Source organism: Neobacillus cucumis (assembly GCF_016908975.1).
GTDB lineage: Bacteria > Bacillota > Bacilli > Bacillales > Cytobacillaceae > Neobacillus > Neobacillus cucumis.
In genome coordinates this window covers 1-20488 of sequence record NZ_JAFBEX010000020.1, presented here as the reverse complement: position 1 = coordinate 20488, position 20488 = coordinate 1, and the positions used below count along the sequence as shown (strand labels likewise).

General features: G+C 39.1%; 14 protein-coding genes. All 14 read right to left on the bottom strand.

The window, feature by feature from the left end; all coding sequences use genetic code 11:
• Window positions 1–488: 488 nt before the first annotated feature.
• Window positions 489–4814, bottom strand: a complete 4326-nt coding sequence (locus JOC76_RS22250; RefSeq protein WP_205180970.1) for a PolC-type DNA polymerase III — start codon at window positions 4812–4814, stop codon at window positions 489–491.
• Window positions 4815–4977: 163 nt separating this feature from the next.
• The gene (rseP, locus tag JOC76_RS22245) at window positions 4978–6237 is read right to left on the bottom strand and encodes an RIP metalloprotease RseP (RefSeq protein WP_205180969.1); all 1260 of its coding nucleotides are present in this window, start codon (window positions 6235–6237) and stop codon (window positions 4978–4980) included.
• Window positions 6238–6277: 40 nt separating this feature from the next.
• On the bottom strand, window positions 6278–7420 hold the full coding sequence (gene dxr, locus JOC76_RS22240) for a 1-deoxy-D-xylulose-5-phosphate reductoisomerase (RefSeq protein WP_205180968.1): 1143 nt from the start codon (window positions 7418–7420) through the stop codon (window positions 6278–6280).
• A 126-nt stretch (window positions 7421–7546) separates the two neighbouring features.
• Entirely contained in the window at window positions 7547–8341 is a 795-nt protein-coding gene (locus JOC76_RS22235; RefSeq protein ID WP_205180967.1) for a phosphatidate cytidylyltransferase, read from the bottom strand.
• 53 nt (window positions 8342–8394) lie between these two features.
• Window positions 8395–9171, bottom strand: coding sequence for an undecaprenyl pyrophosphate synthase (gene uppS / locus JOC76_RS22230; protein ID WP_205180966.1), 777 nt, complete (start codon window positions 9169–9171; stop codon window positions 8395–8397).
• Between the two features lie 265 nt (window positions 9172–9436).
• A complete protein-coding gene (gene frr / locus JOC76_RS22225) occupies window positions 9437–9994 on the bottom strand; it encodes a ribosome recycling factor (RefSeq protein WP_205180965.1) in 558 nt (185 codons plus the stop codon).
• Complete coding sequence (gene pyrH / locus JOC76_RS22220; protein WP_205180964.1) at window positions 9994–10719, bottom strand: UMP kinase; 726 nt, start codon at window positions 10717–10719, stop codon at window positions 9994–9996. Before pyrH ends, frr begins: the two co-directional genes overlap by 1 nt.
• Before the next feature lie 263 nt (window positions 10720–10982).
• Window positions 10983–11867: a translation elongation factor Ts gene (gene tsf / locus JOC76_RS22215; RefSeq protein ID WP_205180963.1), complete on the bottom strand. Its 885-nt coding sequence runs from the start codon at window positions 11865–11867 to the stop codon at window positions 10983–10985.
• Between the two features lie 124 nt (window positions 11868–11991).
• Complete coding sequence (gene rpsB / locus JOC76_RS22210; RefSeq protein ID WP_098528709.1) at window positions 11992–12696, bottom strand: 30S ribosomal protein S2; 705 nt, start codon at window positions 12694–12696, stop codon at window positions 11992–11994.
• Window positions 12697–13057: 361 nt separating this feature from the next.
• Complete coding sequence (gene codY / locus JOC76_RS22205) at window positions 13058–13837, bottom strand: GTP-sensing pleiotropic transcriptional regulator CodY (RefSeq protein ID WP_205180962.1); 780 nt, start codon at window positions 13835–13837, stop codon at window positions 13058–13060.
• Window positions 13838–13950: 113 nt separating this feature from the next.
• Window positions 13951–15354, bottom strand: coding sequence for an ATP-dependent protease ATPase subunit HslU (hslU, locus tag JOC76_RS22200; protein WP_205180961.1), 1404 nt, complete (start codon window positions 15352–15354; stop codon window positions 13951–13953).
• A gap of 19 nt (window positions 15355–15373) precedes the next feature.
• Complete coding sequence (hslV, locus tag JOC76_RS22195; protein ID WP_205180960.1) at window positions 15374–15916, bottom strand: ATP-dependent protease subunit HslV; 543 nt, start codon at window positions 15914–15916, stop codon at window positions 15374–15376.
• Between the two features lie 264 nt (window positions 15917–16180).
• Complete coding sequence (trmFO, locus tag JOC76_RS22190) at window positions 16181–17488, bottom strand: FADH(2)-oxidizing methylenetetrahydrofolate--tRNA-(uracil(54)-C(5))-methyltransferase TrmFO (RefSeq protein ID WP_205180959.1); 1308 nt, start codon at window positions 17486–17488, stop codon at window positions 16181–16183.
• A 308-nt stretch (window positions 17489–17796) separates the two neighbouring features.
• Window positions 17797–19878 (bottom strand): type I DNA topoisomerase, encoded by a 2082-nt coding sequence (topA, locus tag JOC76_RS22185; protein ID WP_205180958.1) that lies wholly within the window; start codon window positions 19876–19878, stop codon window positions 17797–17799.
• Window positions 19879–20488 lie beyond the last annotated feature (610 nt).

The window sequence follows — 20488 nt, the reverse complement described above, 5'->3', positions numbered from 1 at the left end:
CTTTTCTTATTATTCCACCCAAATTCTATGTAGTTCACGGAAAGTTTTATCATGTAACACTAAAAAACAATAGTAAACAAAACCAAGATGCACTAAGCAGCTTGGTTACATAACGAAAGAGTGGGTTTCCCCACTCTTAAACTCGAGAGTATTTCTTAGTATTTCCAATAAAACTATACCATAACCATAGTTTATATGCAAACTAGAAAAGCGGAAGCGCCTTGTTCAGGGGCGACCAGCATAAGACGAGCCGGCGGGAAGGTTGTTGTTTAACCTTCTCGACGGATTGATTTAAATGTGGAGGCGACTGTCCTGGGACCTAAGTATAAGATGCACCCTACAAGAAGGCGCTCTTTGCCTTCTTCAGGGGGTGGCTTATACTTGGAGTCCCAAGGAGCCGCAACTGGATAAGCTTATGACTCGAGCCCCTAGGCGCTGCAGCTGGATGTCCAAAAGCGGAAGCGCCTTGCAGAGGGCCGATCGACAAATTAGAACAGTGAAAGCTGGTTCTGTTCAGGCAGTGCTGCAAGACAGCCTTGTTTGTCTAGATATTCAAGGATGGTCTTTGATACCTTACCGCGTTGTTGCAGGTCTTCTTTTGAGAGGAATTCTCCTTCTTCCCTTGCTTTCACAATGTTAAAAGCAGCGTTGGTTCCTAATCCAGGTATCGAATTAAATGGTGGAATCAACGTATTCCCTTCAATTATAAATTCAGAGGCAGCTGATTTATATAAATCATAATTTTGGAAGCTAAAACCTCTTTCCGTCATTTCAAGTGCAAGTTCTAAAACGGTTAACAGGTTTTTCTCTTTATTTGATGCCTCAAGACCTTTTGCATTGATTTCTTCTAGTTTAGCCCGTATCGCTTCTGAACCGCGTGACATGGCTTCAATATCAAAATCCTCTGCACGAACCGTGAAATAGGCAGCATAATAAAGAAGTGGAAGATGTACCTTAAAATACGCAATCCTAACAGCCATTAAAACGTAGGCAGCGGCGTGAGCTTTCGGGAACATATACTTGATTTTTTTACAAGAATCAATGTACCATTCCGGCACCTCGTTCTTGCGCATTTCCGCTTCCATTTCTTCCGTTAACCCTTTCCCTTTACGAACAGACTCCATAATTTTAAAGGCAAACGATGGGTCAAGTCCCTGATAAATCAAATACACCATGATATCATCACGACAACCAATAACTTCACTTAAGTTACAGATATTATTATGGATTAATTCCTGGGCATTCCCAAGCCATACGTCTGTACCATGTGATAAACCGGAAATCTGCACTAGTTCCGAGAAAGTCGTCGGTTTCGTATCTTCTAGCATTTGACGAACAAATCGGGTACCAAATTCCGGAATCCCGAGTGTACCAGTTTTACACATAATTTGTTGTTCAGTTACACCTAACGATTCTGTGCTGCTAAAAATTTTCATGACTTCTGGGTCGTCTGTCGGGATCGTCTTAGGATCAATACCGCTAAGATCCTGATGCATCCGGATAACGGTCGGGTCGTCGTGCCCGAGTATATCAAGCTTTAAGACATTATCATGGATGGAATGGAAATCAAAATGAGTGGTCTTCCATTCTGAATTTCGATCATCTGCCGGGAATTGGATCGGGGTAAAGTCATAAACATCCATATAGTCTGGAATAACAATAATTCCCCCTGGATGCTGACCTGTTGTCCTTTTTACCCCCGTACAACCGGATGCAAGTCTTTCAATTTCTGCCCCGCGAATTTGCAGGTTATTATCCTGCTGATAGGCTTTAACATAACCGAAAGCCGTCTTATCTGCTACTGTACCAATGGTGCCGGCACGATATACATATTCCTCTCCGAAAAGAACTTTCGTGTAGTTATGCGCACGCGGCTGATACTCTCCGGAAAAGTTCAAATCGATATCGGGTACCTTGTCCCCCTTGAAACCTAGGAAGGTTTCGAAAGGAATATCATGGCCATCTTTACGGTATTTTTCTCCACAATTTGGACAGTCTTTATCAGGTAAGTCAAATCCTGAACCGACGGATCCATCATTAAAGAACTCAGAGTGCTTACAGGTTGGGCATACATAATGCGGCGGAAGTGGATTTACTTCCGTAATTTCCGTCATGGTAGCAACTAAAGATGAACCGACGGATCCACGTGAACCAACGAGATAACCATCATCAAGTGATTTTTTAACTAGTTTATGTGAAATTAAATAAATAACGGCAAACCCGTGTCCGATAATACTCTTTAATTCTTTTTCTAGCCTTGCTTCGACTATTTCTGGAAGCTGATCACCATATATACTGCGTGCCATTGCATAACTCATTTCACGCATTTCTTCGTCTGCACCTTCGATTTTAGGTGTATATAGATCGTCTTTAATCGGCTTAATGACATCAATCATATCCGCAATTTTATTAGTGTTGGTGACCACAATCTCTTTTGCCTTTTCTTTACCTAAAAATGAAAAGGCATCAAGCATTTCATTTGTTGTCCTAAAGTGAACATCGGGTAGTTCATGCCTGTTCAACGGGTTTGCCCCGCCTTGGGAGTTAACTAAAATTTTTCGATAAATTTTATCATTTTCATTTAAATAATGAACATTACCTGTCGCCACAACTGGAATTCCCAATTTGTCACCAAGGGCTACAATCTTGCCAATGATATCCTCCATCGCTTTCTCGTTACGTACCAGTTCCATTTCAATTAATGGAGCATTCACTTCTTTTGGCATGACTTCAAGATAGTCATAAAAGCCCGCAAAGTTTTCTACCTCTTCAGGCGATTTTTGCATCATGCCTTCAAACACTTCACCTTTATTACAAGCAGATCCAACGAGAATGCCTTCACGGTATTTTTGCAGAACTGACCTCGGAAGTCTTGGTACTCTGTAAAAATATTCAATATGTGAAATTGAAATAAGTTTGAAAAGGTTTTTCAAACCTGCTTCTGTCTGTGCTAAAAGGGTACAGTGATATGGACGGGCACGTTGATAGGCATTTCCTTTACCCATGTTATCGTTGAATTCATCATGATATTCGATACCTTTCTCCAAAGCATCTTTTAACATTTTCAAAAGCAGATACCCTGTTGCTTCTGTATCGTAAATGGCGCGGTGATGCTGGGTTAATTCTATATCAAATTTTTTGGCTAATGTATTTAAACGATGATTTTTCATTTCAGGGTATAAAAACCGGCCTAATTCTAAGGTATCAATAACAGGATTTTTTGCTTTTTCTAAGCCGATTTGCTTATAAGCTACATTTAAAAATCCCATATCAAAGGAAGCGTTATGGGCAACCAATACAGCATCTCCGACCCAGTCATAAAAATTCTTAATCACATCACCGACTTCAGGAGCATTTATAAGCATGTCATCGGTAATGCCCGTTAAGTTAATAATGGTAGCCGAAAGCCGCTGATGTGGATTTGCAAATGATTCGAACCGGTCAACAATTTCCCCATTTTGAATCTTAACCGCTGCGAGCTCGATGATTGTATCATAGACAGCGGATAGTCCTGTTGTCTCGACGTCAAATACAACAAATGTATCCTCTGCCAACAATCGATGGGCATCATTATAAGCAATCGGCACCCCATCATTGACTAGATTAACCTCAACACCGTATAGAATTTTAATATCATTCTTTTTCCCTGCCCCATAAGCTTCAGGGAATGATTGGGCTACGGCATGATCGGTTACAGCAATGGCTTTATGACCCCATTTTTTTGCTTGAGCAATAAGGGCACTTACGGGGGTAACAGCATCCATTTGACTCATAGGCGTATGAAGATGGAGCTCCACACGTTTTTCATCCTCCGGTGCGGTATCTTTCCGACCAGCAGGTTTTATTTCATTAATATCATTACAGATCATCACTAGGTCACGAACAAAGGTATCCATCTGAACGCTTCCCCGAACCTTTACCCACAAACCTTTTTTGACCAGTTGGAAAAGGGCAGCATCTTCTTTATCCCGTGAGAACATTTTTACAATGATTGAACTTGTGTAATCTGTTATTTTAAAGGTTAAAAGTGAACGCCCGCTGCGCAACTCTCTTATTTCAGCATCAAAGATATAGCCTTCCACAACGACTCGTCTTTCTTCATCGACAATCTCAATCAGACTGCGAAGCTCGCTGTCATCTTTAATAGTTAAACCAATGCTAAGCGGCCCTGAAGGAACCTCTCCACCGTTTTGACTCTTATCGGCTTCTTTCTTTTGCATCTCTACCACGGCCATTTGGGCACGCTCTTGATCTTCTTTCTGCTTTGCAAGTAGAAATTGCTGATATTCATCATTTGTATCTTCACTTTTTAATTCAGTATCAATGGCTAAGAGAGGAAAACCAAAGGATTGATAAATATCCCCTATAATCGGGCCATACTTACGTTTTAAAGCAAGACCTTCTGCTTCATTTCGAACAGTAACCGTAAGTTTATTCCCACTGGTCTCAGGGATTTGTTCATTTAAAAGTTTTATAAGCGGTGGCGCTATACCGTCAATTTGTTGGATACAATAATTCCAGTATTCTAGAAGTAATTCAGGAGTAAAAGATTGATTTGATACTTTGATATTATAGGAAATGGCGGCGATATTAGAAAATGTTCTTTCAAGTTGTGTTGTAAACTTAAGATATACATTAAAGGGAATGATCTTTTCAAATAAAAATTGAAAGTGCCACTTCCGCTCTTTCTTTTCCACCAAAAGTCTTTCAATTTCTGCATTTTGGAAATGTACTACTACAGCATCTTCTAGCAATTGCAGCTGCTGGAGCAAGAGTTTGAATCGCTCTTTATTGCCTAAGGCATGTTCGCTCATCGTCTCTCTCCCATCTATTAAAACTATTATTTATATCTATTTCAAAATTTAATTATATCATATGATAATCGTAATCGTCTTTTTTCGACAATACTATTTGTTCCCAAAAAAATGAAGGACCGCATCAGCGATCCTTATTAAAGTAACAAATTTTTATATTGATTTATAGGAAAAATCGTTGGATATCATTCCAGGTAACTACCAACATAAGCAGCATAAGGAGCGCAAAGCCAATGAAATGGACCATTCCTTCCTTTTGCCGGTCTATTGGTTTCCCTCTTACCGCTTCAACCGCAAAGAACATTAACCTTCCGCCGTCAAGAGCAGGAATTGGAAGTAAATTCATGATTCCTAAGTTGATGCTTAAAATACCAGCCCACTTCATTAAGTAATAGATTCCCGATTTTGCTACTTCATCTGTAGACTTATATATTCCAACCGGTCCAGATAATGCATTTATTGAAAATTGACCGGTAACTAACTTACCTAGCATTACAAAAATTTGCTTTGTCCAGAAATAGGTTTCCGTAAACCCAGATTTTACCGCTTGAATTGGTGATTTTACCACAGGGCTGTAAACACCAATAATCCCCATTTTTTGCCCATCAACTGTCTTTTCGATCGGAGTCACTTGGATTTCTTTCTCCTTGCCGTTGCGAAGGACCGAGAAATCAAGTTTTTGATTTGGGTTTTTGCGAATAATTTCGACCACATCTGCCCATGTAGAAATTTCCGAACCATTAATACTTTCTACCATATCCCCTTGTTGCAAACCAGCTGATTTAGCTGCTCCGTCTGGGGTAATGACACCCAATTTAGGTTCATTCGACGGAACACCTTGTAATAAAGCAATGATAATAAACACAACAAATGCTAAAACAAAGTTCATCATTGGGCCCGCAAAGATTGCCATAAATCTTTGTGGTAATGTTTTGGAACCAAATTGACGGTTAACCGGAGCAATTTGTGTTTCAATGCCATTGTCGACAATAACTGCTTTAGGATCAATTTGGAATAATTTTAAGTTTTCGTTGTCGTCCTCAGGGTATCCTTTGACGATAAGATCTTTCTCTATATCAGCATATTCAACTTCAACAATCCGGCATTGAGGATATTTCTCTTTATTATTTAAAATAATTTTTTCGATGCTTTCTTGTTTATTAAAGATAAGTCCAATTCGGTAACCAGGTTTAATTTCAATCATTTCCGGGTCTTCACCGGCCATTCGAACAAATCCACCGATTGGTAACAGACGGATTGTATAGGTCGTTTCTCCTTTTTTATGAGAAAACACCTTGGGTCCCATCCCAATTGCAAATTCACGACAGAGAATACCTGCTCTTTTCGCGAAAACGAAATGACCTAATTCATGAAAGAATACCAGGGCTCCAAAAATCACGATGAAGGCAATAACTGTGCTCAATGATAAAACCACCTTTTTTCAGGATAGGGAAGTTTCTTTCCTATAGAAGTGAGTGTACAAACTGTCGAGTCTCTTTGTCAACTTCTTCAATTAAATCTAAACTTGGATTCTCGATAACTTGATGTTTATTTAATGCTTTCTCAATTAAATCTTCAATCTGCAAGAACCTAATTTGACCCTTTAAGAATGCAGCTACTGCTGCTTCGTTGGCTGCATTTAAAACGGTTGGCATTGTTCCGCCTTGTTTTCCGGCCTGATAGGCAAAATCTAAGCATCGAAACCGTTTTAAATCCATTTCCTGAAAATGCAGTTTGCCGACACTTGCTAGATCCAACCGTTTAGCACTCAAAAGAGGCATGCGGTCTGGATAGGTAAGCGCATATTGGATGGGTATTCTCATATCTGGAGTTCCCAGTTGAGCTATGATACTGGAATCGTGAAATTCTACCATTGAATGAATAATACTTTCTTTGTGAAGTAAAACATCTATTTTTTCAAATGGGACTTCAAACAACCAATGTGCTTCAATAACCTCCAAGCCCTTATTCATCATGGACGCGGAATCAATAGTAATTTTCGCCCCCATAGACCAGTTTGGATGGTTTAAGGCCTCTTCAACTGTAACATGCTCTAATTCGGCACGAGTTCGGTCACGAAAACTTCCGCCTGAAGCTGTTAAAATTAATCTTTCAATATTTTTAGCCCTTTCCCCTTGCAATGCCTGGAAAATGGCTGAATGTTCGCTGTCAACCGGGATAAGCGGTACATTATTTCGTTTTGCAGCATCTACCACTAAATGCCCTGCTGTGACTAATGTTTCTTTATTGGCTATTGCAATAACCTTCCCTGCTTCAATAGCTTGTAATGTAGGTTGCAGACCTACACTGCCAAGGACAGCATTGACGAGGATTTCTGATTTTTCAAAAACGGCAACCTCGATTAAGCCCTCACTGCCAAAAGTAAATTTAGTCTGCGGAAATTCCACTTTTAATGCAGCACAATCACTTGCTTCTTGCACAGAAACTAGCTCTGGCTTAAATTCGGTTATCAACTGCCTAGCTAATGTTATATTTTTCCCTACCGAAAAAGCAGCTAATTGAAATTCTGCCGGATGCTCACGGATTACATCGGTCGTTTGGATTCCGACCGATCCTGTTGCACCTAATAAACTAATGATCTTCAAATAATTCAACTCCTAATCAGAAAAGCGGAAGCGCCCGTTTAGCGAAGTACACTAGTCGCTGGGTGCTGAAGCTGGACAATTCTCTAAGTACTTTAAACTATTCCTTTTCTTAAACAAGCACTCAACCTATGTCCAAAGATGGAATAAATGTAATAATGGCAATACAAATAATAGGCTGTCAAAGCGATCAAGAATGCCGCCATGTCCAGGCAAAATGTTCCCAGAATCCTTTACATTAAAATGACGTTTAAAGGCCGATTGAACAAGGTCGCCGATTTGTCCAAAAACAGAAAGCACAACCGTTATTCCCATCATTGTAACAAGACTGGCCGGAATGGTGGTCGAAAATAATGAGAATAAAACACCCACAATGACAGCACAAATGACACCGCCTAGTGATCCTTCAACGGTTTTATTAGGGCTAATTTCCGGCCAAAGCTTGTTTTTCCCCATCGCTTTTCCGACAAAATAAGCGCCAGAGTCTGTTGCCCAAATAAGAAATAGAGAATAAAAAACATAGACAATACCTGCTTGTCGAGTCTCAATAAAAAAGTAAAAGCCAATTCCAACGTAAATGGCCGATAGGATTGAAAATGACACATCTTCAAAAGTAAAACGATTTTTGGTCACAACTGTATAGGCTAATAACAATAAAATACATATTATAGCTATTTCAGTTTTCGAATAGAAGAAACTGGAGATTATATGTTGATATTGCCTAGGGAAAATAATGACCCATAGAAACAACATCGATAATAGTCCATTAATGGAGAAAATACTCAATTTCTTCATTTTCAGTAGTTCATATAAACCAATTGTAGCAAGAATGTACGTTAACAGAACAAAAGGAAGTCCACCGTAAAATACTATGGGCAAAAATAATGCCGCTGCTACCACTCCTGTAATGATTCTTTGCTTCATCTACTAGTTCAACACCTTTTATGTTCTTAAAAGAGAGGTAATGACTTGAAACTTTAAATTCCGCCAAACCTTCGCTGGCGTTTTTGATAGGCCTCAATCGCTTTAAGGAAATATTCCTCATTAAAATCAGGCCACAATACTTCTGTAAACCAAAATTCCGAGTAAGCTAACTGCCATAACATGAAGTTGCTTAAACGAATTTCACCACTTGTTCGGATTAATAGGTCCGGATCGTGAAATTCGGAACTCATTAAATAGGAGGAAAAAATTTGTTCGTTTAGGTCTGTCTCTTTCAGTATGCCATTTTTACTATCAATTATAATTTGTTTTACAGCATCGAGTATTTCAGCCCTGCTGCCATAATTCAAGGCAAAATTTAGTACAAGTCCTGAGTTATCCTTTGTATCCTCAACTGCCCTCTCAATGGCTCTAAGTGTATGCGCAGGCAGTTGATCTCGATATCCCATCATTTTTACTTGAACATTATTCTCAATTAGTTCAGGAAGAAAAGTACCTAAAAATTCTTCCGGAAGCTTCATAATATATTCCACTTCATTTTTAGGTCGTTTCCAATTCTCGGTAGAAAAGGCATATAAGGTTAAGGTCTTAATCCCGAGTTTATTTGCCAGCATAGTAGTCTTCCGGACAACTTTCATACCTTCATGATGACCTGCAATCCGCGGCAAGGCCCTCTTTTTTGCCCAGCGCCCATTGCCATCCATAATAATAGCTACATGCTCTGGGACAGGCGATTCTTTTATTTCTTCTATTTTATCTCGGAGTGTGGAAGAGTTAGCCGGCTTCTTCCAAAGCCCAAATTTATTCAACATAACATTGCTCCTCAAATTAATTAATCATTTCCTCCGATAATAAATCATGTATTCACATAATCGTATATGTAAAAGTAATTTTAGGATAGATAGTATTATCATACCAAAAAAACTAAAAGATATCTCTACTTAAACTTATGTAATAAAACAGGAATTAAGAATAATGTTCAGAAAATATTAAGGGACAATCTAGTTATATCCCAATAATAGTGAAAAAACCCCCTATGAAAGAGGGCTTTTTCATCAAAATTCATAATGAGCATTCTTACACTTCTAAAATTTCTTTTTCTTTATCTTTCGTGATTTGGTCAATTTTTTGAATAAACTCATCAGTAAGCTTTTGGATATCGTCTGAGTAGCCACGAAGAGCATCTTCTGTAATTTCACCATTTTTCTCAAGTTTCTTCAAATCATCGTTTCCGTCACGGCGAATATTACGGATGGCTACTTTTGCTTCTTCTGATTCTTTTTTCACTACTTTAACTAGTTCTTTCCGTCGTTCTTCTGTTAATTGTGGAATAGCAATACGAATAATGGTGCCATCGTTAGTTGGATTCAATCCTAAATCAGATTTAAGAATCGCTTTTTCAATATCACCAAGGATTGATTTATCATACGGTTGAATTACGAGTAGACGAGCTTCTGGAGTGGTAATCCCCGCCATTTGATTTACAGGAGTTGGTGCCCCATAATAATCAACTGTAATACGATCGAGCAATGATGCACTAGCGCGTCCGGCACGAATGGTAGCAAGCTCACGAGAATAGGCTTGAATTGCTTTTGTCATACGATCTTTTGTTGAAGCAATGACTTGTTTCGGCATTAGTTTTTCCCCCTAACGATAGTTCCAATTTTTTCACCCATAACGGCTCTTTTAATATTTCCTTGTTCCATAATTGAGAACACAATCAATGGAATATCATTATCCATACATAATGAAGAAGCAGTTGAATCCATAACGGCTAAGCCTTCTTTAATGACATCTAAGAAAGTAAGATCTTCATACTTAGTGGCATTTGGATCAATTCTTGGGTCTGCAGAATAAACACCATCCACATTGTTTTTGGCCATTAAGATTACTTCCGCATCAATCTCCGCTGCCCTTAATGCTGCTGTTGTATCTGTGGAGAAGTAAGGATTACCTGTACCTGCTGCAAAGATAACAACCCTCTGTTTTTCTAAGTGTCTCATCGCCTTGCGTCTGATATATGGTTCAGCAACCTGACGCATTTCAATGGATGTTTGGACACGTGATTGAATTCCTAATTGCTCTAAGCTATCTTGTAAAGCTAAAGAATTCATAACGGTAGCAAGCATGCCCATATAATCAGCAGTTGCTCTATCCATACCCATTTCACTGCCGATTTTGCCGCGCCAAATATTACCTCCGCCAACAACCACAGCGACTTCAACACCAAGCTCTGCAACTTCTTTTACTTGTTCCGCGATTGACTTAATGACAGAAGGTTTAATACCAAAACTGGACTCACCAGCAAGTGCTTCCCCACTTAATTTTAATACCACTCTTTTATACTTAGGACCGTTCATATAAACCTCCGTATGTAAATTTTAAAAGCGCAAGCGCCTTGATTAGGGGCGACAAGCACAAGACGAGCCGGACGAAAGGTTGTTTTTTAACCTTTTGGTCGGATTGGCTTGTGACCTCGAGCCCCTAGACGCTGGAGCTAAATATTTTTATTTTATTAGATATTTCCCTTTAAAAATAGGGAACACATTGTGTCCCCTATTTAATAACCTATTACAGTAACATTCCCTTTAAGCATGTGTTTTTACGCTAGAGAATATTTGACTTATTTTTTATTTACTTGGTTCATAACTTCTTCAGCGAAGTTGTCTTCTTTCTTTTCAATACCTTCGCCTACTTCGTAACGTACGAATTCACGTACAGTTCCACCTTTTGACTGAACAAATTGACGAACTTTTTGATCAGGGTTTTTAACGAAAGTTTGGTCAAGAAGACATACATCTTCAAAGTATTTACCAAGACGACCTTCAACCATTTTTGCCACGATGTTTTCTGGCTTACCTTCGTTAAGTGCTTGTTGTGTTAATACTTGACGCTCATGTTCAACTTCTTCTGCAGAAACTTGATCACGAGATACATATTTTGGTCTTAATGCAGCGATGTGCATAGAAATATCTTTTGCAGCAGCATCATCAGTAGTACCTTCAAGTACTGTTAATACGCTGATACGACCGCCCATGTGGAGGTAAGCACCGAAAGCATCGCTGTCAGTCTTAGATACAATTACAAAACGGCGAAGTGATAGCTTTTCTCCGATTTTTGCGATTGCAGCGTTAATGTGGTCTGCAACAGTTGCACCATTTTCCATTGTTTGAGCAGAAGCTTCTTCAACAGTAGCTGGTTTGTTTTTTAATAAGTGTTGAGCAAGCTCTTGTACTAACGCTTGGAAAGCTTCATTTTTCGCAACGAAGTCTGTTTCTGAGTTCACTTCAAGGATAACTGCCTCGTTTCCTTGTGCAACAACTGAAGTTAACCCTTCAGCAGCAATACGGTCTGCTTTATTTGCAGCTTTTGCAATCCCTTTTTCACGTAAGAAATCGATCGCTTTATCCATATCACCATCTGTTGCGGTAAGTGCTTTTTTACAATCCATCATTCCTGCGCCTGTTTTTTCACGAAGTTCTTTTACCATTTGAGCAGTAACTGCCATTTAAATTTCCTCCTTTAAACTATGTACTATACTATATCTTAGCCATTCATACTCAAGATAAACATTTCTTAAAAAAAGGTGATAAAGGGTCTCCCTCTTATCACCTTTTGAATAAGTCATGATCTTATGCTTCTTGTGCTACTTCTTCACCTTGTTTAGCTTCAAGGATTGCATCTGCCATTTTACCAGTTAATAGTTTAACAGCACGGATTGCATCATCGTTAGCTGGGATAACAACATCGATCTCATCTGGATCACAGTTAGTATCAACAATACCTACGATAGGAATGTTTAACTTTTTAGCTTCTGCAACTGCGATACGTTCTTTACGAGGATCGATGATGAATAGTGCATCAGGAAGTTGTTTCATGTCTTTGATTCCGCCTAGGAATTTCTCAAGACGTTCTTGTTCTTTCTTAAGTTGAACAACTTCTTTCTTAGGTAATACTTCGAAAGTACCGTCTTCTGACATTCTTTCGATATCTTTTAAGCGACCAATACGCTTTTGGATTGTTTCGAAGTTTGTTAATGTACCACCTAACCAACGTTGGTTAACATAGTACATACCAGAACGAGCTGCTTCTTCTTTAACAGAATCTTGAGCTTGTTTCTTTGTACCAACAAAAAGAATAGTTCCGCCGTTACCAGCAAGATCTTTTACCCAGTTATAAGCTTCTTCCACTTTTTTAACTGTTTTTTGTAGGTCGATGATGTAGATACCGTTACGCTCTGTGAAGATATATTTCTTCATCTTAGGGTTCCAACGGCGAGTTTGGTGTCCGAAGTGTACACCAGCTTCAAGCAATTGCTTCATAGAAATTACTGACATGTGTTTTTTCCTCCTAGTGGTTTGTTTTCCTCCGCTTATCTCATTTTTAAATAGAAACTGTTAAACAGCACCATCCATTTAAATCAACAAGCGTGTGTATTAACACCATGAAATAATATAGCATAAGTAAATATAACAATCAAGAAATACTTTTATAAAAAATTGTCTGTTATAACTAAGTTGTTGATTTCCTCTCCAGGCGTCAAGCTACCCGCGGGCGTGCCGGGGAGCCTCCTCGGCGCTTACTCCCGCAGGAGTCGAGCGCCTTCCGCTCCAATCAACAAAATTAATATTAAAACACTTCTTTAACACAGTCCAAAAATAAAAAATCCCCAATTCTCTCAAACTGGGGATCAAGTGTTTAGTGTTGTCTTAATTTATCAAGTTCGACTAGGAATTTATCGTTAAGGACTTTAATATAAGTTCCTTTCATTCCGAGTGAACGTGATTCAATAACCCCTGCACTTTCAAGCTTTCTAAGTGCATTTACAATCACTGAACGAGTAATCCCCACTCGGTCAGCAATTTTTGATGCTACTAATAAGCCCTCATGGCCATTCAATTCTTCAAAAATATGTTCAATCGCTTCTAGTTCACTATATGATAATGAGCTGATTGCCATTTGCACCACAGCTTTACTTCTTGCTTCTTCTTCGATTTCTTCAGACTTTTCACGTAAAATCTCCATACCTACTACTGTAGCACCATATTCAGCTAAGATTAGATCGTCATCATGGAATTTTTCTTGTAATCTTGCAAGGATTAAGGTACCAAGACGTTCCCCGCCCCCGATAATTGGAACAATTGTAGTTAAACCTTCTTTGAACAAGTCTCTATTTTCAACTGGGAAAGCTGTATATTGACTTTCAATATCAAGATTTGAAGATGTCTCTTGAATATTAAATAAACCTTTTGAGTACTCTTCAGGAAATTGACGATCCTCAAACATTTTCTTAATACGTTCGTTTTCAATTTGCTGATAAATCGAAAATCCTAAAAGCTTCCCGCGGCGGCTAACAATGTATACATTAGCCTCAATTGTTTCACTTAATGTTTCCGACATTTCTTTGAAATTAACCGGTTTTCCCGCTGCTTTTTGTAATAAAACATTTATACGTCTAGTTTTTGTAAGTAAATCCATTTGTTTCTTCCTCCTAATGACTACAACCAGTATTAAGTTTTTTGTTATAACGTAAACCGATATTTAGAATTTATTTAAGAATGGCATTTCTTAAAACGAAGAAAAAGACACTCCTAAAGAATAAATTGACTTAAATCTTTATTTTTCGAAATAGCACCAAGTTTTTCATTTACATAATGAGGGGTTATCGTAATTTTCTCCATTGTGATATCAGGGGCTTCAAAGGATAAATCCTCCAATAACTTCTCAAGTATCGTATGAAGGCGTCTAGCCCCAATATTGTCAGTATTTTGATTCACTTCAAATGCTACTTCAGCTATTCTACGAATAGCATCGTCAGAAAATTCAATTTGTATACCTTCCGTTTCCAATAACGCCTGATATTGTTTAATTAAGGCATTATCTGGCTCAATTAAGATTCTAAAGAAGTCGTCAACCGTTAATTTTGTTAGTTCAACGCGAATTGGAAAACGCCCCTGTAACTCAGGAATTAAATCAGAAGGTTTAGCAATATGAAAGGCACCAGCCGCAATAAATAAAATGTGATCAGTCTTAATGGAACCATGTTTCGTCACAACTGTAGAGCCCTCTACTACTGGCAGGATATCCCGTTGGACACCTTCCCTCGAAACATCTGCTGATGATCCGCCTGAATTTTTACTAGCAATTTTATCAATTTCATCAATAAAAATAATGCCAGTTTGTTCGGCACGGTAGATGGCTTCAGAAGAGACTTCATCCATATCTATCAGCTTTGCAGCTTCTTCGCTTGTTAACACCTTTCTAGCTTCACGAACAGTAAGTTTTCTTTTCTTCCTTTTCTTCGGCATAAAACTGCTTAAAGCATCCTGCATGTTCATTCCCATTTGTTCAATCCCTGAACCTTGGAGCATATCGAACATGGAAGGAGTTTGCTCTTCCACTTCAACTGTAACGACTTCATCTTCTAATTGTCCTAAAGCAAGTTTTTCTTTCACAATCTTTCGTTTTTCCTGTGCAGAAAAATCGTCCTGCTGTGTATCAGGTTCAGATGAAGTATTACCGCCGCCGAATAACATTTCAAGTGGATTTTTATAATTGGTTGCTTTTTTAGCTGATGGAACAAGCAAATCAACAAGCCTGCTGTTTGCATTTTCTTCTGCGCGTTCTTTCACGCTCTGCATCCGTTCCTCTTTCACTAAACGCACAGAGGTCTCAGCAAGATCGCGAACCATTGATTCTACATCGCGACCAACATACCCTACTTCGGTAAATTTGGTTGCTTCCACTTTAATAAATGGAGCTCCAACCAGTTTTGCCATCCTTCTGGCAATTTCGGTTTTCCCTACCCCTGTTGGGCCAATCATCAAGATATTCTTAGGAATAATCTCTTCACGAAGTTTATCATTTAAAAGACCTCTTCTGTAACGGTTCCTTAAAGCAACAGCAACCGCTTTCTTTGCGTCCTTTTGCCCAATAATATATTGATCAAGTCTTTCAACTATTTGTCGAGGAGTTAAATCAGTTGTTTTTACCATTTTTTTCGTCTCCTTCCCGTTACAGCTCTTCAACGATAATATTGTGGTTGGTATATACACATATTTCAGCAGCTATTTCTAATGAGGCTTTCGCAATTTCTTTTGCAGATAAGTGCTCTCCTGCATATTTCTTTAAGGAACGGCCTGCAGCCAATGCGTAATTTCCACCTGATCCAATTGCAAGAATCCCATCATCAGGTTCAATCACTTCACCGGTTCCGGAAACTAGTAACAAGCTTTCACGATTCATAACAATTAACATGGCTTCCAACTTGCGGAGCATCTTATCATTTCGCCACTCCTTAGCAAGCTCGACTGCCGCTCTCTGAAGGTTGCCATTATATTCCTCTAATTTTCCTTCAAACAGTTCAAAAAGAGTAAATGCATCTGCAACCGACCCAGCAAAACCCGCTAATACTTTACCATTAAATATCTTTCTTACTTTTTTAGCAGTGTGTTTCATCACAACAGCATTTCCAAACGTCACCTGACCATCACCGGACATTGAGCATTCGCCGTTATGGTGGATTGCAAATATTGTAGTTGCATGAAATTGATTCATTTCATTGTTCCTCCTTTTGGAGTTAATTCCGTTTTATTAAGTCAAGTGCTATGTAATCGAGTGGTTATTACTCTTTCTCTTTTATTGAGAAAACGATATTACTGAAATCAAGTTATTAATGGTTCAACTGTCATTTTGCGTAATGATTCTTTATTTGTAAACACCCAACTAATATGTTTAATAAAACCTTCACAATTGACATACTATTTTAGCTGGCAAGGGCTACTAAATCGTAACACACTTCCATAGCCCTTGCAAGGAATTTTACAAAACTTTCACAAAGTTCTGAATTGTTTCTAGCGCTCTATTGGCATGTTGTAAATTCCTTTCCTGTTTGCCTTTTATTTTCACAGGAAGCTCTGGAAATAAACCAAAGTTTGCATTCATTGGCTGGAAATTATCCGGGTTGGTTGTTGTGATATAACGCGCCATGCCACCGATGGCAGTTTCAGCCGGAAACTCAACCGTCTCCATTCCAGCTGCTAATCGCGCCGCGTTGATTCCAGCAATTAAGCCGCTTGCAGCAGATTCAACATACCCTTCAACTCCAGTCATTTGGCCAGCAAAAAATAAATCATCACGGCTTTTAAATTGGTAGGTTGCCTTAAGTACCTTAGGCGAATTAATGAACGTGTTTCGGTGCATAACGCCGTACCGGACAATCTCGGCATTTTCAAGACCAGGAATCAGTTGGAAAACTTCTTTTTGAGCTCCCCACTTTAAATGTGTCTGAAAACCAACCATATTAAAAAGCGTACCTGCAGCATCATCTTGGCGAAGTTGAACAACTGCAAATGGTCTCTTTCCAGTTTTCGGATCTTCAAGGCCTACAGGCTTTAGCGGTCCAAAAAGCATAGTTTTCTTTCCTCTTGAAGCCATTACTTCAATTGGCATACAACCTTCAAAAAATACTTCTTTTTCAAATTCCTTCGTAGGAGCTGTTTCAGCTGAAATCAGAGCCTCATAAAAAGTATTAAACTCTTCTTCTGTCATCGGACAATTTAAATAAGCAGCTTCTCCCTTATCATAACGGGATTTCAAATAAACCTTGTCCATATCAATACTTTCTTTTTCTATAATTGGGGCTGCTGCATCATAAAAATAAAGATAGTCTTCTCCAGTTAAGTTTTTCAACTGCGTTGAAAGTGCTTCACTCGTTAGCGGACCCGTTGCAATGACTGTAATCCCCTCGGGAATTTCGGTTACTTCTTCATTAAAAACGGTGACATTTTCGTGATTTTTAACCATATCGGTTACTTTCGCTGCAAACTCATGGCGGTCTACTGCTAAGGCTCCACCCGCTGGAACAGAACAAGCGTCTGCGGCAGCAATAATGACGGAATCAAGCTTTCTCATTTCTTCTTTCAATACCCCAACTGCATTTGTTAAGTTATTGGCGCGTAAAGAATTGCTACAAACTAACTCCGCAAATTTATCTGTATGATGGGCAGGAGTTTGCTTCACTGGTCGCATTTCATAAAGGTTCACCTTTACCCCACGTTTTGCGATTTGCCAAGCCGCCTCACTTCCAGCCAATCCTGCACCAATTACATTTATTGTTAAATCTTTCAATTAAGTACCTCCTCAATAAACTTTCCCTGTTTATGCTTATTAACCATTTTGGATTAAAAAGTACTATAAATATACCTTACCCTCAGAATAAGTCCATCTTGCATTGTACTATACGATTCAGGAACAAAAAAGTTTTTTGTTTATAAGAAAAGCGGAAGCGCCTTGCACAGAGGCGACAGGAATAAGACGAGCCGGCGAGAAGGCTGCTTTTTAGCCTTCTTGACGGATTGGCTTATTACCCCGAGCCTCTAGGCGCTGAAGCTAGACATTTCTCAGAAAAAATAAAAGAGTGGGAGTTTCCCCCACTCTTAGCTTTGCGGCTCTTCCTTATAATCACAATTAACACACTGCACTTGGACGCCTTTTTTCAATTTCTTCTCAATCAGCATGCCTTCACATTTCGGACAAGCCCTCGGAAGCGGCTTATCCCATGAGATAAATTCACAATTCGGATAATTGGTACAGCCGTAAAATAGTCGTCTTTTCTTGCTCTTCCGTTCGATGATTTGTCCTTCTTTACAGGTTGGACATGTGACACCAATTTCTTTCACAATCGCTTTCGTATTCCGGCAATCAGGAAAATTACTGCAAGCCATAAATTTTCCATATCGTCCCATCTTGAATACCATTGGGTTGCCACAGTTTTCGCAATCCTCACCAGCCGGCTCATCTTTAATCTCGACAGATTGCATTTCTTTTTCTGCAATTTCAAGATGTTTCTCGAAGTCCTTGTAAAATTCATCGATTACATTTACCCAACTTACTTTGCCTTCTTCGACGTAATCTAGACCCTGCTCCATTTTAGCGGTGAATTCTACATCGAGAATCTCTGGGAAAAACTCCACCATTAATTCATGAACAATCTCACCAAGTTCTGTTGGTACAAAGCGTTTATTATCCAACGCCACATAACCCCGCTTTTGAATCGTATCCAATGTTGGTGCATATGTGGACGGACGACCTATCCCCAGTTCCTCTAGGGTTTTTACAAGTCTAGCTTCAGTATAACGTGGTGGCGGCTGGGTGAAATGCTGTTTAGGATCGATATCCTTCTTAAACGCCTCATCCCCCTCTTTCAGGTCTGGAAGCATTTTATTCGGACCGTCCACTTGGTCATCTGTACCTTCCACATAAACTTTCATAAAGCCAGGAAATTTAATTTTAGAGCCAGTCGCCCGGAAAATAACATTACCATTTTGTAGATCAACACTCATGGTATCCATGACAGCCTGTGCCATTTGACTGGCAAGGAACCGTTCCCAAATCAGCTTGTATAATCGCAGCTGGTCACGGGAAAGAAATTCCTTCAAGCTAGCAGGATCACGTAAGATACTTGTTGGTCGTATCGCTTCATGAGCATCCTGTGCGTTCGCTTGTTTTTTTTCTTTTCTTTGTTCATTCTTCAAATACTCTTCTCCGAATTCTGCGGTGATGTAGCTCGCAGCCTCTCCTTGAGCTACATCTGAAATTCGAGTAGAATCGGTTCTCATATAAGTGATGAGACCCACAGTCCCTTCCTTGCCAAGCTCAATCCCCTCATATAATTGCTGGGCAAGCATCATCGTTTTCTTGGCACGGAAATTTAGCTTTCTGGCTGCTTCCTGTTGAAGCGATGAAGTAATAAAAGGAGGGGCCGGGTTTCTGCGGCGTTCCTTTTTACTCACCGAAACCACACTAAATTTATTATCCTTCATTTCCTTTAAGACTGCCTGAACATCCGCTTCTGACTTTAATTCACTTTTTTCCTGTCCAACTATAGAATGAAAAGAAGCGCTGAATTGATCCTTGCCCTTTAAGAACTCACCCTCAATGGTCCAATATTCTTCGGGGGTAAAATCTTTTATTTCCTTTTCACGATCGATAATCAACCGAACTGCCACAGATTGTACACGACCAGCACTTAACCCCTTTTTCACCTTTTTCCAAAAAAGTGGACTGATGTTATAACCAACTAATCGGTCTAAAATCCTCCGGGCCTGCTGAGCATCAACTAGATCCATGTTAATAGGACGAGGATGTTTGAAAGATTCCTTAATCGCATCCTTGGTTATTTCATTAAAAACCACTCGGCAATCGGAATGTACATCGACATCCAAACTATGAGCTAAATGCCAGGCAATTGCTTCTCCTTCACGATCCGGGTCGGCTGCGAGATAGACTTTTTTTACCTTTTTGGCCGCTGTTTTTAATTCTTTTAAGACAGGACCCTTGCCGCGGATGGTAATATATTTTGGTTCAAAACTATTTTCAACATTAACTCCCATTTGACTGCGCGGTAAGTCGCGGACATGTCCCATTGAAGCCTTTACTTTATACTTATTTCCTAAATAGCGCTCTATTGTTTTCGCTTTTGCAGGCGACTCAACAATTACTAGATATTCTGCTGCCATTCTAAATCCTCCTTAAGAGGGAAAGTGTGAAAGCGCCTTGAATGCGGCAAAAGCCTGATTCTAAGATGCTTACCATTTGAGAAGTTTTCCTACATACAAGTTTTTACACTTTTAACCGGAGAAAATACTTTACAAAACTGCCTTATCCCAAAATTTTTGAATATATGTTAGTTAACATAGTATTTAAATTTTTTTATTCTATTCGTTTTTTTTCATGATGTTGTAATAAAAAGTATTTTAACTTATGTTGGAAAATGTATAACATAATAGAATTTTTTGCAACCTTTTTAAGGTAATTTCTCCACTTAATCAAAAATACCTCCTAAAAAGATTATTTTTTATTCTTTAGATTTTTTAAGTTTGGTTGTTGATTTCCGCTCCAGGCGCTCGCTTTCCGCGGGCGTGCCGGGGAGCCTCCTCGGCGCTAAAGCGGAGGGCACTGAAAAACTTACGTTTTTTTAACTTTTCATTTTGAGCTAATAAAAAAAGGTGACATTCCGTCTTAAATTTGATGAAAATGTCACCTTTTTCTTTGTCTTCTTTTACACTTTTTCATTTAGGAGCTTTAGAATCCGCTTAATATTCACTGCGAATATCGCTGTTGCCCCTT

Bases quoted from the DNA above. Each gene is read 5' to 3' on its own strand.
- hslU (WP_205180961.1), bottom strand. From the start codon at position 15,354: ATGGTAAAAACAACTGATTTAACTCCTCGACAAATAGTTGAAAGACTT.
- tsf (WP_205180963.1), bottom strand. From the start codon at position 11,867: ATGGCAGTTACTGCTCAAATGGTAAAAGAACTTCGTGAAAAAACAGGC.
- topA (WP_205180958.1), bottom strand. From the start codon at position 19,878: ATGGCAGCAGAATATCTAGTAATTGTTGAGTCGCCTGCAAAAGCGAAA.
- rpsB (WP_098528709.1), bottom strand. From the start codon at position 12,696: ATGTCAGTAATTTCTATGAAGCAATTGCTTGAAGCTGGTGTACACTTC.
- frr (WP_205180965.1), bottom strand. From the start codon at position 9,994: ATGCCGAAACAAGTCATTGCTTCAACAAAAGATCGTATGACAAAAGCA.
- JOC76_RS22235 (WP_205180967.1), bottom strand. From the start codon at position 8,341: ATGAAGCAAAGAATCATTACAGGAGTGGTAGCAGCGGCATTATTTTTG.
- codY (WP_205180962.1), bottom strand. From the start codon at position 13,837: ATGGATTTACTTACAAAAACTAGACGTATAAATGTTTTATTACAAAAA.
- hslV (WP_205180960.1), bottom strand. From the start codon at position 15,916: ATGAATCAATTTCATGCAACTACAATATTTGCAATCCACCATAACGGC.
- pyrH (WP_205180964.1), bottom strand. From the start codon at position 10,719: ATGAACGGTCCTAAGTATAAAAGAGTGGTATTAAAATTAAGTGGGGAA.
- JOC76_RS22250 (WP_205180970.1), bottom strand. From the start codon at position 4,814: ATGAGCGAACATGCCTTAGGCAATAAAGAGCGATTCAAACTCTTGCTC.
- uppS (WP_205180966.1), bottom strand. From the start codon at position 9,171: ATGTTGAATAAATTTGGGCTTTGGAAGAAGCCGGCTAACTCTTCCACA.